The sequence below is a fragment of the Acinetobacter sp. LF10 genome (assembly GCF_048585715.1).
Taxonomy (GTDB): domain Bacteria; phylum Pseudomonadota; class Gammaproteobacteria; order Pseudomonadales; family Moraxellaceae; genus Acinetobacter.
The window spans coordinates 1,870,670-1,884,659 of sequence record NZ_CP184160.1; the positions used below are offsets into that span (position 1 = coordinate 1,870,670).

Below are 13,990 nucleotides of genomic sequence, written 5' to 3' on the forward strand. Positions count from 1 at the left end.
TATGATCATTTTTTGATGCTTAATCAAAATTTTAAATTTTGAATATGAGCTATGGCAGTTTTCAAGAAAACTATCGCTATGCTAATATTCACGCACTTTTTTGAGTTTTAATTTTTTGGAGTTACTTCCATGGCGGGTCATTCTAAATGGGCCAATATTAAGCATCGTAAAGCTAAACAAGATGCAAGTCGCGGTAAAGTTTTTACCAAATATATCCGTGAAATCGTAACCGCTTCTAGATTGGGCGGCCCAGATGCGGCGAGTAACCCTCGTTTACGTGCTGTTGTTGAAAAAGCACTTTCAGTAAATATGACACGTGACACGATTAATCGTGCAATTCAACGTGGTGCTGGCGGTGATGATAACGATGATTTAAAAGAAGTAACCTATGAAGGTTATGGTGTGGGTGGTGTTGCGGTTATCGTTGAAACCATGACAGATAACTTAAACCGTACTGTTCCAGATGTTCGCCATTGTTTTTCTAAAACCAATGGTAACTTGGGAACCAACGGTTCGGTGGCTTACCTGTTCACAAAACGTGGTGAAATTTCTTTTGAAGATGTCTCTTTAGAAGACAAAATCATGGAAGTCGCTTTAGAGGCAGGTGCTGATGACATCGAGATCGATGAAGATAGTATCTTAGTCATTACTAGCCCAGAAAGCTTTGGTGATGTTCAAGATGCACTAACCGCAGCAGGTTTAAAATCTGATAATGCTGAAGTTGTGATGAGCCCATCGACTAAAGCTGAAATCAATGATATTGATCAAGCTAAACAAATCATGAAAATGATTGATATGCTCGAAGATCTTGATGATGTTCAAAACGTTTATACAAACGTGGAGTTTACTGAAGAAGTTTTAGCTCAACTTGATGCTTAACTGATTTTGCTCAGTAAAAATGCATCTTTTTAGATGCATTTTTTATAGCTTATTTAAAAGTTTATAGCAGTTAAATACATTATATTCTTTAATCACAAAACTTGAATGTAGAGCCACCACGCTGTCAATCTTACCAATACGGCGTAGTAAGATTTCACTATAATCATCCATATTTCTCGCAACTAACTCTAAAATAAAATCGGCGCTCTGCCCTGTCACTAGAAATGCATTGGTCACCTCTGGAATATCTTCAATTTCTTCTAAAAACTTATCAAAGGTTTCACTGTCATGTTTACTCAAAGAAACCTGCAAAAGAATATGCAAACTAAAACCGAGTTTATTAAAATTAATTTCTCGTTTGAGCTGCCCCATTACTTGGGATTCAATCAGGTTTTTAATGCGGCGATGCACCGAACTCACTGAGAGATTAATACGCTCTGAAAGCTCATTTAGATTGACATCTTCATGGGTCAAAATTTCAAGAATTTGTTTATCAAAACGATCCAATTCCATTCTACAGTTCTCACTCTGAATTTATGCTTCTATCGGAACTGCTCACTCAGTAATTTTTAAGGGTCAAGGGAAAACATTCGTTTAACTTTTGACGATGCTGCACGGATAACGCAAACATGATTCCGATAAACTTTTGGTTTATCTTTGTCTCAAAGCCGAAACAAGACCTTTTGAGCAACTGTTCAACTCATCTCCCAATAGTGAACAACTTGTTTCGATCCCCATCACACCCTGAAACATAAGATAGCAAAGCCTTTTTATAATTATTTCCCTCTTTTCAGTTTTTTTAAAGTAAATTTGGCAATAATTTCTAATATTTTCTGCTTAAAACGAATTTTCTTTTAATTATTAATTTTATTCCCTAATTATTTTTTGATTTATCAACAATTTTTCAATTTTCTTTCTCATAAAAAAAGCCCCGATTTTATTCATCAGGGCTTTTCGACTCAAAATTTGATTTACAAACCGCGCCAATCAACCCTTGCATTACGTTCAGTCGCATAAATACGTTGCACATATTGTCCAATTGGCAAATCTAATAGATAGTCATGATATTCCTTCAATTCACCCGTGAATTGTTCAATATCATCATTTTCCAATTCCCACGGTGTACCTTTAATCACGAGTAAAGGCGCAAGAATTGAACAAACTGCTATATCTGCTAAACCAAGACGATCGCCAACCAAATAACGCCCTTGATTATCAATCAGGCGCTGATTGAGATCGGTAATCAACTCGGTCATTCTCAATTTAGATTTTGCGACTTTCTGAGGATTTAACTTATAGTTTGAAGAAACTAAACTCTTTAAAATTGGTTTAGAAATTTTTTCAAACTGGCGTAAATAGCCTTGCTCACCCATCATAATTTCAAGTGGATGATCCCCGACAGATAACGCTTGCGCCAATGACCAACGGCGGACATGAACCCCAAGCTCACCTGATAACTTATCAATTTCCAAAGCTTGTTCACGTAATTGCTCATCACGTCTCAACAATGCATGTTCGGGATATGTAGCATCCAGATATAAAGCGATTTGTGTTGAATCAGCAACCCATCGTTTATCATCTTTCAGCATTGGCAATAAATACTGCCCTGATTTTAAATAAGTAAACGCACGATGAAAGCCAGGAATCAAATTATGTGCAACATAGTCCAATTCCTTATGATCTAACAACCAGCGAGCTTTTTCACAATAGTGAGACAAAGGAAATTGGTATAAAACCCGCATAAATTCTCCAGTTTTATTTTTCTATTGGTTCAAACATAAGATTTTCTTACTTTAGAAGTAAAACTTAATCAATACAATGTCATTTTTTCTCTATCTTTCCATATTTGTGCAAGATGTCTTTATCTAGCTATATAAATATTCTTGGTGAGATTATTCATTTCTTTCATACCAAATTGATTCTTTATAGCACTGATCACATAATCAATATATCCAAGCTCCTGTTTTAGTTATAAATTTTATAGCTATTTTTTTGTTATTTTTCTTATAAAAAATGCTTAGTAATTATTGTGATATACAAGCCATAACTGATGGTTTAGTTGAAAAGTAAAACTTTTGTAAAGTGTCCCTTATCTATTAGAGGTGCTCACATGTCCAGTAATCAATCAGTCATCAGAATTCAGGTACAACTGATTTCAAATGATCAGCAGGCCATCAATGCTGCCTATCAAGTTGCTGACTTTGCATTAGAAGATCGAAATAATCGAGATCAAAATCGTGTTTTACCCACCGAACACATCATTCAGTTTAGCCAAAAAGGTCTCGGTGGCATCCGTGTACCGCAACAATATGGTGGTGCTTTTGTCTCCAATAAAACCTTAGCCCATGTGTTTCGTATTTTAAGTAAAGCCGATGCCAATGTTGGACAAATTCCACAAAACCAATTCGGCCTTTTAAATTTTATTAATATCACTGGTTCAGATGCACAAAAGCAGTTTATCTACACTGAAATTCTTGCAGGTAAACGCATTGCCAATGGTGGACCTGAAAAAAATTCCAAAGATACCAAAGCCATTCAAACCACTTTAAGCTTGGAAAATGGTCAATACTTTTTAAACGGAGAAAAATTTTATTCGACTGGGACTAGTTTTGCAGATTGGTTAGCGATTCGAGCCTTGCACCCAGATGGCTATACGGTATTGGCGATCGTTGATCGACATGCCGCTGGTGTTGAAGTGATTAATGACTGGAATGGCTTTGGTCAACGTACTACAGCCAGTGGAACAGTAAAACTACGCAATGTTGTCGTTGACCCTACACTATTTTTTGATGAACGCATTATTGCCGACACTCCAAATGTGCGTGGTTCGTATTCTCAACTTTTACAGGTTGCGATTGATGTTGGAATTGCCGAAGCAGCTTTTGATGACACCTTATCTAGCATTCGTAAAGCACGCCCAATTGTGGATGCTGGTGTAGAAAAAGCTAGCGAGGAGCATTACACCTTACAAGAAGTTGGCAAACTGAATATCCTGCTCGATGCTGCCATTTTATTACTGGACGATGCTGCCGAATATCTAGATGAACTGGATCAAGTCACTGAGGTTTCTGCCGAGCAAGCCGCACGCGCTTCGATTTTAGTGGCAGAAGCAAAGATCTATGCCAATGATGCTGCGCTGCATATCTCAGAAAAACTACTCGAACTTGGTGGAAGCCGTGCCAGCCTGAGCCAACATAATCTTGATCAACACTGGCGTAATGCCCGTGTACATACCTTACATGATCCTGTGCGTTGGAAATTCCATGCCATCGGTGACTATTACCTCAATGGTACACACCCTGCCCGCCATGCTTGGATTTAAGGAGCACATCATCATGACCTCATACCAAGAATTACAAGGTTTTGCCAAAACCAATTTTAAAGCAGCACATATTATTCAAAGCGACGCAGAAGCTTTAGAAATTGCAACTCAACTCAGTCAACAGTTTAAACAAGCAGCAGTTGAACGTGATGCCAATCGAAACTTGCCATTTACTGAAATCGAAAGCTATAGCCAATCAGGTTTATGGGCAATTACTGTACCTAAACAGTATGGCGGTGCAGAAGTTTCCAGCCTAACCGTAGCCAAAGTCATTGCGCTGTTTAGTGGTGCGGATGGTTCAATCGGTCAGATTCCACAAAACCATTTTTATGCATTGGAAGTATTACGCAATACTGGTACGGAAGCGCAAAAGAAACGCCTCTATCAAGAAGTGTTACAAGGTGCGCGTTTTGGTAATGCGCTGGCTGAATTTAAAACACGTACCTCTGCACATAAGCAAACCACATTGATTCCAAGCGAAAACGGTTATCAGATTCAAGGCGAAAAGTTTTATTGCACGGGCAGCTTGTTTGCACATCGTATTCCAACTTTAGTGCTTGATGAAACGGGCAATGAGTTTTTAGCCTTTGTACAAAGAGATAGCCAAGGTTTAGAGCTGATTGATGACTGGTCTGGCTTTGGGCAACGTACCACAGGCAGCGGTACAGTCAAATTTAACCAAGTCTTTGTTGCCAAAGAGGATGTGATTCCTTTTAATACAGCCTTTAAGCAACTGTCTTTGGTGGGGCCATTTGCTCAAATCATGCATGCCGCCATTGAAGTCGGGATTGCTCGTGCTGCATTTGACGAAACACTGGAGCGTGTGCGTGTTGCTCGCCCTTGGATTGATGCCAATATTGAATCGGCCACTCAAGACCCTTTAACCCTATCTGAATTAGGTCGTGTGGCAACCGATGTCAAAGCCAGCGAACTTTTACTGAAACAAGCAGCTCGATCTGTCGATGCTGCTAAACAGGATCTCAATGCTGAGAGCTTAGCCAAAGCTTCAATTGATGTGGCAAAAGTACGTGCACATAGTACGGAAACTGCATTAAAAGCCTCATCAAAATTAATTGAATTAGCTGGCAGCCGTGGCAGTCAACGTGCTGATGGGTTGGATCGTCATTGGCGTAATGCGCGTGTACATACCTTGCATGATGCTGCACGCTGGAAATATTACTTTATCGGTAATTATGTGTTGAATGGCATTCTGCCTCCACGTCGGGGGACTTTGTAATGAGTCAAACGATTGCTAAAAAAATCTTGTTAAATGCCTTTGATATGAACTGTGTCGGTCATATCAATCATGGTTTATGGACACATCCCCGTGATCAATCACATCGCTTTAATGAATTGAGCTATTGGACTGAACTGGCACAAACCTTGGAACAAGGTTTGTTTGATGGTTTATTCCTAGCCGATATTACAGGTGTCTATGATGTCTATCAAAATGGCATCGATCTCACCCTGAAAGAATCGATTCAGTTACCAAGTCATGATCCCTCTACCCTAATTTCGGCGATGGCTTTGGTCACGCAGAATTTAAGCTTTGGTGTTACCGTTAATTTGAGCTATGAACAGCCCTACCAATTTGCACGGCGTTTTGCCAGTCTGGATCATTTAACCCAAGGTCGTTTGGGCTGGAATATTGTCACAGGTTATCTGGACAGTGCCGAACGCTTAATTGGACAAAAAGGCTTAAAAGACCATGATGCCCGTTATGATCAGGCCGAAGAATTTCTACAGCTTTGCTATAAATATTGGGAAGGCTCTTGGGAAAATGATGCCTTAAAAAAAGATAAACAACAGCGCGTTTTTACTGATCCAAATAAAGTCCACTCCATCAATCATCAAGGGCAATATTACCAAAGCCAAGGTGTGTTTCAGGTTGCGCCTTCGATTCAACGTACACCAACTCTATTCCAAGCAGGTGCATCACCGAAAGGACTACAGTTTGCCACGCGTCATGCCGAATGTATTTTTATTGGTGGTGATCAGCCTGAAAAAATTCGTCAGCAAGTTAATAAGATACGACTACAAGCACAGCAACAAGGTCGAGATGAAGATGCGATTAAAATCTTTGTCGGCATTACTGTGGTTGTGGCTGAAACACATGAACTTGCCCAACAAAAACTGGCTGAATATCGTCAATATGCCAGCCCTGAAGCAGGTTTAGCACATTACGCCAGTTCAGTCGGGATTGATCTTTCTAAGTTTGCAGATGATGAAGCGATCCCTTATCAAAAGAGCAATAGCATTGCTTCCGTCAATGAGAAGTTTAAAGAACAGCGCATCAGCAAGAATGACCTGAAAGCACAGCATGTACTAGGTGGACGTTATCCGCTCATTGTTGGCAGTGGTGCTGAGGTTGCTGAATACCTGATTGAACTACTCGATCAAACTGGCATTGATGGTTTTAACCTGACTCGTACGGTTGCACCTGAATCACACCATGATTTCATTCGACTGGTGATCCCTGAGTTACAGCAACGTGGACGTTATAAAACTGAATATGCAACGGGCTCACTGCGGAACAAACTGTTTGCTCAAGGCGATCATTTAGCGAATAGCCATCCTGCAAATCAGTTCCGATGTAGACCGCATAACAACGCAGATGACCTAAAAATAATTGAAGAAATTAGTGCTTAACATTTAAGAAAAGAATTGGAGAAATATATGGCTCAAACAGCCTCTAAAAAATGGTTGGGTATTGGCCTTGTCGTCGTTGTTGCGATTATTGCCTTATTGATTTGGAATAAACAAAGACAGAACCATAGCAGTGAACTGGTGATTGGGATCAGTCCTTCTTTTGCCCATCCATTGCAAGTTGCAGCGGATGAAGCCAAACAGCAAGGTTTGAATGTCAAATTGGTCGAGTTTTCCGATTGGAATACGCCTAACATCACTTTGAATCATGGTGATATCGATGCTAACTTTTTCCAGCATCAGCCCTTTTTAGATAATGCCATTAAAGAAACTGGCTTTAAATTAAAGTCATTTGCTGCAGGTGCAGCATCGCATGTCGGACTGTATTCAAAAAAATATAAAAGCTTTGATGAACTCCCGAATGGTGCAACGGTGGGTATTCCAAATGACCCCGTTAATCAAGGGCGTGCTTTATTACTATTACAACAAGCCAAGTTGATTGAATTGAAAGACAGTAATAATCACCTTTCAGCACTGAAAGACATCACCGCAAATCCGAAAAACCTGAAATTTACTGAAGTTGAAGGCCCACAAACTGCACGTGCCATTGATGATGTTGATCTCGCTTTTGGCTATCCACATTACTTACGTTTAGCTAAGACGGCTGATCCTGAAAGTGCCTTATTGTTTGATGACAATACCAACAAGCGTTATGCGATTTTATTTGTGGTTCGTGATGATTATCAGGACAAAGACAACAAGCTACAGAAATTTGTCGAGATTTATCAAAACTCAGCAAAAGTTAAAGCAGCCTTGGATAGCGATTTCGGTCCAACGTTGTGGTTCCCAGGTTGGAAATAAGGAGAACAATCATGGTGAGTTTTGGTTCACAGGTCGATTTTTCAGTCCCGCATCTGAAAATACGCGGTTTAAATAAGTTTTATGATGTACAGGGCCAACGCTTACATGCTTTAAAAGACATTAATATTGATATTCCCAAAGCACAGATTGTTGGGATTATCGGGAAAAGTGGCGCTGGTAAATCATCCCTACTCCGTACCCTCAATGGACTGGAGTCGATTGATACAGGTAGTATTCTGATTCATCAAAAAAATATTGCAGAATTGAGCCATGGCGAGTTGATTAAAACTCGGCAGAAAATTGGCATGATTTTTCAGCATTTTAATTTGATGTCTGCCAAAACGGTGTGGGAAAACGTGGCTTTACCACTCCGTGTTGCGGGTTATAACAAGGCTGAGATTGAACAACGGGTCGGTGATGTACTGACATTGGTTGGCTTAGAAGCAAAGCGAAATGATTACCCTGCTCAACTTTCTGGTGGGCAGAAACAACGTGTTGGTATCGCACGTGCTTTGGTTTCTCAGCCCGAGATCCTACTCTGCGATGAAGCCACCTCAGCACTAGACCCTGAAAGTACCGCCAATATTCTGTCCTTATTAAAACAGATCAACCGAGACCTCGGTTTAACCATTGTCTTGATCACGCATGAGATGCAGGTCATTCAAGAGATTTGTGATCAGGTGATTGTAATTGATCAGGGTGGAATTGTTGAAGCTGGGCAAGTCTGGTCAGTATTTTCCAATCCGCAACAACAGATCACGCAGGAATTACTCAATTTTGAGCAGGTAAATTTACCCTTTAAACTGAGCCCAACTATTCTGCCTGAGAGTACGCATCAGATTTTAAAACTGAAATATGTCAGTGAATCGAAATCGGTGCCTGATTTATATGAACTATTGGATGGCTTTAATAGCCCAGTTCAGATTTATCACAGTCAAATTGATAGCATTCAGCAACGTACCATCGGCTCCTTGATCATCGGGATTCGCAATCTCGACTTTGATCTCAACCACTCACAATTTGAAAAACATCCTGCAATAACACAACTTGAGGTGATCGGTTATGTACAATCAACTCATTGATCTGCTACTGACAGGTACGACCGATACTTTAATCATGGTCGGTGTTTCTGCGATTCTCGCCTTTTTGATTGGTCTGCCGATTGCCTTGATTCTTGTCAGTACAGCAGATTTTTGGATTTATCCTTCCAAGAAAATCAATCAATCATTAGGCTGGATAATTAATATTACCCGTTCTGTACCCTTTCTGATTTTAATGGTGGCTCTGATTCCATTTACCCGATGGATCGTCGGCACCAGTTACGGCGTCTTGGCTGCGATTGTACCGTTGACAATTGCCGCTATTCCCTTCTTTGCCCGTATTGCCGAAGTCAGTCTACGGGAAGTCGATCAAGGGTTGATTGAAGCAGCACAAGCGATGGGCTGTAATCGTAAACAGATTCTTTGGCATGTATTACTTCCTGAAGCTTTGCCAGGGATAGTTGCAGGCTTTACCGTGACCATTGTCACCATGATCAGTTCCTCTGCCATTGCAGGTGCGATTGGTGCTGGTGGTTTAGGCGATATCGCCTATCGTTATGGCTATCAGCGTTTTGATATGCAAGTCATGCTGGCGGTGATTTTGGTCCTAATTGTTTTGGTCATGTTGGTACAAACGACAGGCGATAATATTGCCAAACAGCTCGATAAACGCAAAGTTTAAGCTCGAATTATTAATCCACTCTAGCCATGACCTGACTTTGTCATGGCTTTCATGTAAAATCAGCAACAATTTTTAAATAACACATTTGTGAGTGGTTTCATGGGTTTTAATTGCGGTATTGTTGGTCTGCCAAACGTAGGTAAATCTACATTATTTAATGCATTAACAAAGGCAGCGATTGCTGCTGAAAACTTTCCGTTCTGTACCATTGAACCAAACACAGGCATTGTCCCTGTTCCAGATCCACGTTTAGACAAGCTTACAGCAATTGTTAAACCGCAACGTGTTATTCCAACTACGATGGAATTTGTTGATATCGCAGGTTTGGTTGCTGGTGCATCAAAAGGTGAAGGTTTGGGTAACCAATTCCTTGCAAACATCCGTGAAACTGATGCAATCGCACACGTAGTACGTTGTTTCGAAGATGAAAACGTGATTCATGTAAATGGTAAAATTGATCCATTAGATGATATTGCAACCATCAATACTGAACTTGCACTTGCTGATCTTGATACCGTTGCAAAAGCATTATTACGCTTAACTAAAGCGGCGAAAGGTGGCGATAAAGACGCGCTTGCAACCAAGGCAGCTTTAGAAAAAATTCAACCATTATTAGATGAAGGCAAACCAGCACGTGCCGCTGACCTTTCTGATGACGAACGTAAAGCGGTACGCGGTTTCGGTTTAATGACACTTAAACCAACTATGTATATTGCTAACGTTGCAGAAGATGGTTTTGAAAATAATCCACATCTTGACGCAGTAAAAAAACTTGCTGCTGAAGAAAATGCGATTGTTGTACCACTTTGTAACCAAATCGAAGCTGAAATTTCATTATTAGAAGATGAAGACCGTGCTGAATTCTTGGAAGCAATGGGTATGGAAGAACCTGGTCTAAACGTGGTGATTCGTGCAGGTTATAGCTTACTTGGCTTACAAACTTACTTCACTGCTGGCGTACAAGAAGTTCGTGCTTGGACGGTTAAAGTCGGTGCGACTGCGCCACAAGCAGCTGGTGTGATTCATACCGACTTCGAAAAAGGCTTTATCCGTGCTGAATGTGTTGCTTATGATGACTTCATTCAATACAACGGAGAAAGCGGTGCCAAAGAAGCTGGTAAATGGCGTCTAGAAGGTAAAACTTACGTCGTTCAAGACGGTGACGTATTACACTTCCGCTTTAACGTATAATTATTCACATTAAGGCACTATGGAAAAAACCCTAGGACGATTATTTGCGCATAATCCAATGATACGGCGGTTGTTGATTCTGCTCATCACTGCTGTACTTGGTATGATTGACTTGGCGACAGGTTATGAGTATTCGTTCTCGGTGTTCTATTTACTGCCTGTTTCAATTGCAGCATGGTACGACCATGCTAAAGTTACCGTAGTTACAATTTTAATATCAGCAATTACATGGTTATTTGCTGATATTAATGCAGGTCATCTGTATTCAAACCCTATCATTCCCTTTTGGAATACAATCGTTCGTCTAGGCTTGTTCTCAATCGTTGCTTTCTTGCTCATAAATGTTAGAAGAAACTGGCAAGAAATGAAAAATTTAGCAATGAAAGATCAGCTCACCTCTCTCGATAATAGCCGTGCTCTCGATATTGAATATCGTATTTTGCGTAAATTAAATTTTCGTAAACAGTCGTTATTCGCCGTTGGAATTATTGATCTCGATGGTTTTAAAGCAGTGAATGATACTCATGGACATCATCGTGGTGACGAAGTTTTATTGCAATTTTCACAAGTTCTAAAAAAATCATGTCGTTCTTCAGACATTGTTGCCCGTTTAGGCGGTGATGAATTCGCAATTATTTTATTAGATATTGATGAAACCCAAGCATATCTTTGTGATCATCACTTACGAACATCATTTGCAGAAAGTGGCTTAAATCAAAAATATGGCGTCGATTTTAGTATGGGTTTAGCCATTTTATCTGAATTGCCAGAAAACCTAGAAGATGCAACCAAGACAGCAGATCAGCTCATGTATCAATCAAAATCTTTAGGTAAATCACAAACCACGATTCAATCATTTATTTGACCCATTGCGTCGGTGTACAAGCTGTGATCTTTTTAAATATTCGAATAAAGAAACTCACATTTTCATAGCCCACTTCATAAGCAATTTGCTGAATAGTCATATCTGTGATTAATAATAACTTCTTGGCTTTATCAACTCTCACCTGTTGCAAATATTGATTGAGAGAAATCTGCGTCGCCAATTGAAAACGCCGTTTTAAATTCCGCTCACTAAAATTAAATTGCTGGGCCAGATCGGCAATCTTGTTTTCCGCAGCACATGGCAGCTTAGCGCAACCTGAACGATTAGCCCAATATGCGGATGCAGAATTACATTTGATTGAAGCATGTGGGCATGTTCCCCATCGAGAAAAACCTCAACTGATTGTTCAAACCATCAAGGAATTTGTTGCAATCTACACATAAAATGACATTAAAAATCGGTCATCCCATCTTACTGATTTTTTAATAATTTCTGTAATTGTTTGGTCACATGCGCTCTTGCCTTCTTCTGTTTAAAAATCGTCGGGATATGCAACAAAAAGAAAGAGTGGCGATATTTTTTATGATCACGTAAATCTTCTTTTAAATAATCATAGAGATCTATCGCCGCTTCACGATGAAATGCCCATAGCGCTTGTTGTCTATACATCACCACATAATAGGCATCATTTGGCCAATTCAGTTCATGTTTTTGACGACAACCACAAGATTCACACACCACTCCGCCTTTATTCATTGCAGAGTAAGGCACAGACCATTTTTGTAGATCATAAGTCTCAGGTAAATCGCGAATCTGCTGAAGATCAACTGATAAATTAGGATAGTAAAAAGCAGCATTCCAATAACCACCACAGCTATCTTGAAAACGCTGATATTCAAAATCTGAATGTTGCTGAAAATACTCGATGTCTTTTTTGAGCTGAATCTTGGCAAATCGAGCAAATTCAAAATTCGCTTTGCGCTGACATGATGGACATTTAATGCTTAACTTGTGCGGTAATGACCAATATTCGTAAAGTCCTGTCATTTGCTTTTAAATATAAATCTTGGGTTAAAGGCCATTCAGCATAACAAGTCGATCGCACATTTTAAATGATCTATTTATTGCAATAAAAAAACCGAAATCTAAATGATCTCGGCTCTTTTAAAATCATCTAGGGCTTAAGATGCAGTTTGGACTTTCATATCCATCGCGGCACGTTTGCTTTCAGCTTCTTTCAAAATACGCTGATGTAATGGTTTACGGAAACCCAGTAAGAATACGAACTCAGCTAAAACGAACAATGGGCCAATTGCCAAACCAATCAGATCATCAACGAATGCTGGTTTTTTCTTTTCAAAATAATGTCCTACAAACTGAAAGACCCAGCCTACAACAAAAATACCAATGCTAGCACCTAACCAACTCCACATAGATAAAGCTGCAATTTTTACTGAAAAAGGATAAGCCAATACCAACAAAAGCAGCATTAAAGCGCCAAATAGCTTATCGAGTGTAAGATAATAAATACTACTTAAAACAATCAATATCATAGCTAAGGTTATAGAGAAACCAGAGATTTCAATACCTGCTCGTGCAGTTAAACATAAGATAGAGAAAACAATTAAAGGAATCCCCACAAAATGGGTCATAATATTATTTCGATCTAAATGGTAAGCAGCATACTGACTGAGTTGTCGTTCCAAATTTGTCATTGCTCATTCCTCATATATTTAGTTTATGCTGTTAATCTATAAGAAATAAGTATGTGAAATTGTCATGTAGCTGACAAATGGATTTATTTTTAACAAAGGAAATGTTGTGTTAGATGCAATTTATATTAAACATTTACATCAAAATGCTTGGTTCAGTCACCTAGATTTACCATTTCAAAACTTCATCATCAAGCATGGAAAAAAATATAACATAGAAAAAAATGCTGCCGTATTTCATGCTCAAGACCTTTTTGATGGTGTTTATGGTGTGCTTGAAGGATCGATTAGTTTGGGATACATCGATGTGAATGGGAATGAGGCGATTGCTGCAATTGCTGAACCCATCATGTGGTTTGGAGAAATTTCTCTTATTGACCAGCAACCACGCTCTCATGATGCTATTGCACTCAAGAAAAGTGTCGTTTTACAAATTCCAGCACAACCACTTAAAGCATTTCTACTGCAAAATCCCTATTACTGGTATTACTTTGCTTTGCTTACCAGTCAAAAACTCCGTTATGTCTTTTTAGAACAAATTGCAATTCAGACTCAAAGTATCAGCCAGCGTCTTGCACAACGTTTATTATTTATACTTGAAGGCTATGGCAATCGCTCTTGTATCAAAGATTTCAATATTCAAATTTCACAAGATCAACTTGCTAATATGCTAACAATCTCAAGACAAACCGTTAATCAAGAATTAAATCTATTTGAAAAACAAGGAATCATCCAACTTGGTTTTAAAAAAATTGAGGTGATTGATATTGAAAAGTTAAAGAAAGTCGCTGCTGTCGGTTATCTAAAGCAATAAAGTGTTACGGCGATAGT

The 13,990-nt window shown here is 39.3% G+C and carries 16 protein-coding genes and 1 pseudogene; 11 read left to right on the top strand and 6 right to left on the bottom strand.

Translation table 11 applies throughout. The features are described 5' to 3' along the window. The first annotated feature begins 129 nt into the window (after window positions 1-129). Window positions 130-879 carry a YebC/PmpR family DNA-binding transcriptional regulator gene (locus ACN19N_RS09075; protein WP_005054547.1) on the top strand — a complete coding sequence of 250 codons (750 nt, stop codon included), beginning with the start codon at window positions 130-132 and terminating at the stop codon, window positions 877-879. A 42-nt stretch (window positions 880-921) separates the two neighbouring features. Here ACN19N_RS09075 and ACN19N_RS09080 read toward each other — a convergent pair whose 3' ends face one another. Continuing rightward, the gene (locus tag ACN19N_RS09080) at window positions 922-1,392 is read right to left on the bottom strand and encodes an Lrp/AsnC family transcriptional regulator (protein WP_004911804.1); all 471 of its coding nucleotides are present in this window, start codon (window positions 1,390-1,392) and stop codon (window positions 922-924) included. A 458-nt stretch (window positions 1,393-1,850) separates the two neighbouring features. Continuing rightward, entirely contained in the window at window positions 1,851-2,621 is a 771-nt protein-coding gene (locus ACN19N_RS09085) for a glutathione S-transferase N-terminal domain-containing protein (RefSeq protein WP_420001164.1), read from the bottom strand. 368 nt (window positions 2,622-2,989) lie between these two features. Here ACN19N_RS09085 and ACN19N_RS09090 point away from each other — a divergent pair, with 368 nt between their 5' ends. The 8 genes from ACN19N_RS09090 to ACN19N_RS09125 all read left to right on the top strand — a co-directional run bounded on the left by ACN19N_RS09090 (window position 2,990) and on the right by ACN19N_RS09125 (window position 11,486). After that, complete coding sequence (locus ACN19N_RS09090) at window positions 2,990-4,201, top strand: SfnB family sulfur acquisition oxidoreductase (protein WP_420001165.1); 1,212 nt, start codon at window positions 2,990-2,992, stop codon at window positions 4,199-4,201. A gap of 13 nt (window positions 4,202-4,214) precedes the next feature. Then, on the top strand, window positions 4,215-5,438 hold the full coding sequence (locus ACN19N_RS09095) for an SfnB family sulfur acquisition oxidoreductase (protein ID WP_420001166.1): 1,224 nt from the start codon (window positions 4,215-4,217) through the stop codon (window positions 5,436-5,438). Then, a complete protein-coding gene (locus ACN19N_RS09100) occupies window positions 5,438-6,850 on the top strand; it encodes an LLM class flavin-dependent oxidoreductase (protein ID WP_420001167.1) in 1,413 nt (470 codons plus the stop codon). The genes ACN19N_RS09095 and ACN19N_RS09100 overlap by 1 nt, the downstream gene beginning before the upstream one ends. Window positions 6,851-6,877: 27 nt before the next feature. Then, on the top strand, window positions 6,878-7,708 hold the full coding sequence (locus ACN19N_RS09105; protein WP_420001168.1) for a MetQ/NlpA family ABC transporter substrate-binding protein: 831 nt from the start codon (window positions 6,878-6,880) through the stop codon (window positions 7,706-7,708). Window positions 7,709-7,719: 11 nt separating this feature from the next. After that, window positions 7,720-8,790, top strand: a complete 1,071-nt coding sequence (locus ACN19N_RS09110; protein ID WP_420001169.1) for a methionine ABC transporter ATP-binding protein — start codon at window positions 7,720-7,722, stop codon at window positions 8,788-8,790. Next, the gene (locus ACN19N_RS09115; RefSeq protein ID WP_420001170.1) at window positions 8,771-9,430 is read left to right on the top strand and encodes a methionine ABC transporter permease; all 660 of its coding nucleotides are present in this window, start codon (window positions 8,771-8,773) and stop codon (window positions 9,428-9,430) included. The genes ACN19N_RS09110 and ACN19N_RS09115 overlap by 20 nt, the downstream gene beginning before the upstream one ends. Before the next feature lie 99 nt (window positions 9,431-9,529). After that, on the top strand, window positions 9,530-10,621 hold the full coding sequence (ychF, locus tag ACN19N_RS09120) for a redox-regulated ATPase YchF (protein WP_420001171.1): 1,092 nt from the start codon (window positions 9,530-9,532) through the stop codon (window positions 10,619-10,621). Between the two features lie 19 nt (window positions 10,622-10,640). Continuing rightward, the gene (locus tag ACN19N_RS09125) at window positions 10,641-11,486 is read left to right on the top strand and encodes a GGDEF domain-containing protein (RefSeq protein WP_420001172.1); all 846 of its coding nucleotides are present in this window, start codon (window positions 10,641-10,643) and stop codon (window positions 11,484-11,486) included. On the opposite strand, the gene ACN19N_RS09130 is transcribed toward ACN19N_RS09125, so the two are convergent. Next, entirely contained in the window at window positions 11,479-11,667 is a 189-nt protein-coding gene (locus tag ACN19N_RS09130; RefSeq protein WP_269230116.1) for a helix-turn-helix domain-containing protein, read from the bottom strand. The two genes, ACN19N_RS09125 and ACN19N_RS09130, sit on opposite strands and share 8 nt — an antisense overlap. A gap of 12 nt (window positions 11,668-11,679) precedes the next feature. Then, window positions 11,680-11,751, bottom strand: a pseudogene (locus tag ACN19N_RS09135) (hypothetical protein); the annotation flags it as partial. On the opposite strand from ACN19N_RS09135, the gene ACN19N_RS09140 reads away from it, so the two are divergent. Next, a complete protein-coding gene (locus tag ACN19N_RS09140; protein ID WP_269238092.1) occupies window positions 11,729-11,890 on the top strand; it encodes an alpha/beta fold hydrolase in 162 nt (53 codons plus the stop codon). The pseudogene ACN19N_RS09135 and the gene ACN19N_RS09140 overlap by 23 nt on opposite strands. A 28-nt stretch (window positions 11,891-11,918) precedes the next feature. Here ACN19N_RS09140 and ACN19N_RS09145 read toward each other — a convergent pair whose 3' ends face one another. Continuing rightward, entirely contained in the window at window positions 11,919-12,494 is a 576-nt protein-coding gene (locus ACN19N_RS09145; RefSeq protein WP_420001173.1) for a hypothetical protein, read from the bottom strand. Between the two features lie 134 nt (window positions 12,495-12,628). Then, window positions 12,629-13,162 carry a DUF962 domain-containing protein gene (locus ACN19N_RS09150; protein ID WP_420001174.1) on the bottom strand — a complete coding sequence of 178 codons (534 nt, stop codon included), beginning with the start codon at window positions 13,160-13,162 and terminating at the stop codon, window positions 12,629-12,631. Between the two features lie 106 nt (window positions 13,163-13,268). Between ACN19N_RS09150 and ACN19N_RS09155 the strand changes: the two genes are divergently transcribed. After that, the gene (locus ACN19N_RS09155) at window positions 13,269-13,973 is read left to right on the top strand and encodes a Crp/Fnr family transcriptional regulator (RefSeq protein ID WP_420001175.1); all 705 of its coding nucleotides are present in this window, start codon (window positions 13,269-13,271) and stop codon (window positions 13,971-13,973) included. The last annotated feature ends 17 nt before the right edge of the window (window positions 13,974-13,990 follow it).

Bases quoted from the DNA above. Each gene is read 5' to 3' on its own strand.
- ACN19N_RS09100 (WP_420001167.1), top strand. From the start codon at position 5,438: ATGAGTCAAACGATTGCTAAAAAAATCTTGTTAAATGCCTTTGATATG.
- ychF (WP_420001171.1), top strand. From the start codon at position 9,530: ATGGGTTTTAATTGCGGTATTGTTGGTCTGCCAAACGTAGGTAAATCT.
- ACN19N_RS09075 (WP_005054547.1), top strand. From the start codon at position 130: ATGGCGGGTCATTCTAAATGGGCCAATATTAAGCATCGTAAAGCTAAA.
- ACN19N_RS09095 (WP_420001166.1), top strand. From the start codon at position 4,215: ATGACCTCATACCAAGAATTACAAGGTTTTGCCAAAACCAATTTTAAA.
- ACN19N_RS09090 (WP_420001165.1), top strand. From the start codon at position 2,990: ATGTCCAGTAATCAATCAGTCATCAGAATTCAGGTACAACTGATTTCA.
- ACN19N_RS09125 (WP_420001172.1), top strand. From the start codon at position 10,641: ATGGAAAAAACCCTAGGACGATTATTTGCGCATAATCCAATGATACGG.
- ACN19N_RS09110 (WP_420001169.1), top strand. From the start codon at position 7,720: ATGGTGAGTTTTGGTTCACAGGTCGATTTTTCAGTCCCGCATCTGAAA.
- ACN19N_RS09085 (WP_420001164.1), bottom strand. From the start codon at position 2,621: ATGCGGGTTTTATACCAATTTCCTTTGTCTCACTATTGTGAAAAAGCT.
- ACN19N_RS09105 (WP_420001168.1), top strand. From the start codon at position 6,878: ATGGCTCAAACAGCCTCTAAAAAATGGTTGGGTATTGGCCTTGTCGTC.
- ACN19N_RS09080 (WP_004911804.1), bottom strand. From the start codon at position 1,392: ATGGAATTGGATCGTTTTGATAAACAAATTCTTGAAATTTTGACCCAT.
- ACN19N_RS09145 (WP_420001173.1), bottom strand. From the start codon at position 12,494: ATGACAGGACTTTACGAATATTGGTCATTACCGCACAAGTTAAGCATT.
- ACN19N_RS09115 (WP_420001170.1), top strand. From the start codon at position 8,771: ATGTACAATCAACTCATTGATCTGCTACTGACAGGTACGACCGATACT.
- ACN19N_RS09150 (WP_420001174.1), bottom strand. From the start codon at position 13,162: ATGACAAATTTGGAACGACAACTCAGTCAGTATGCTGCTTACCATTTA.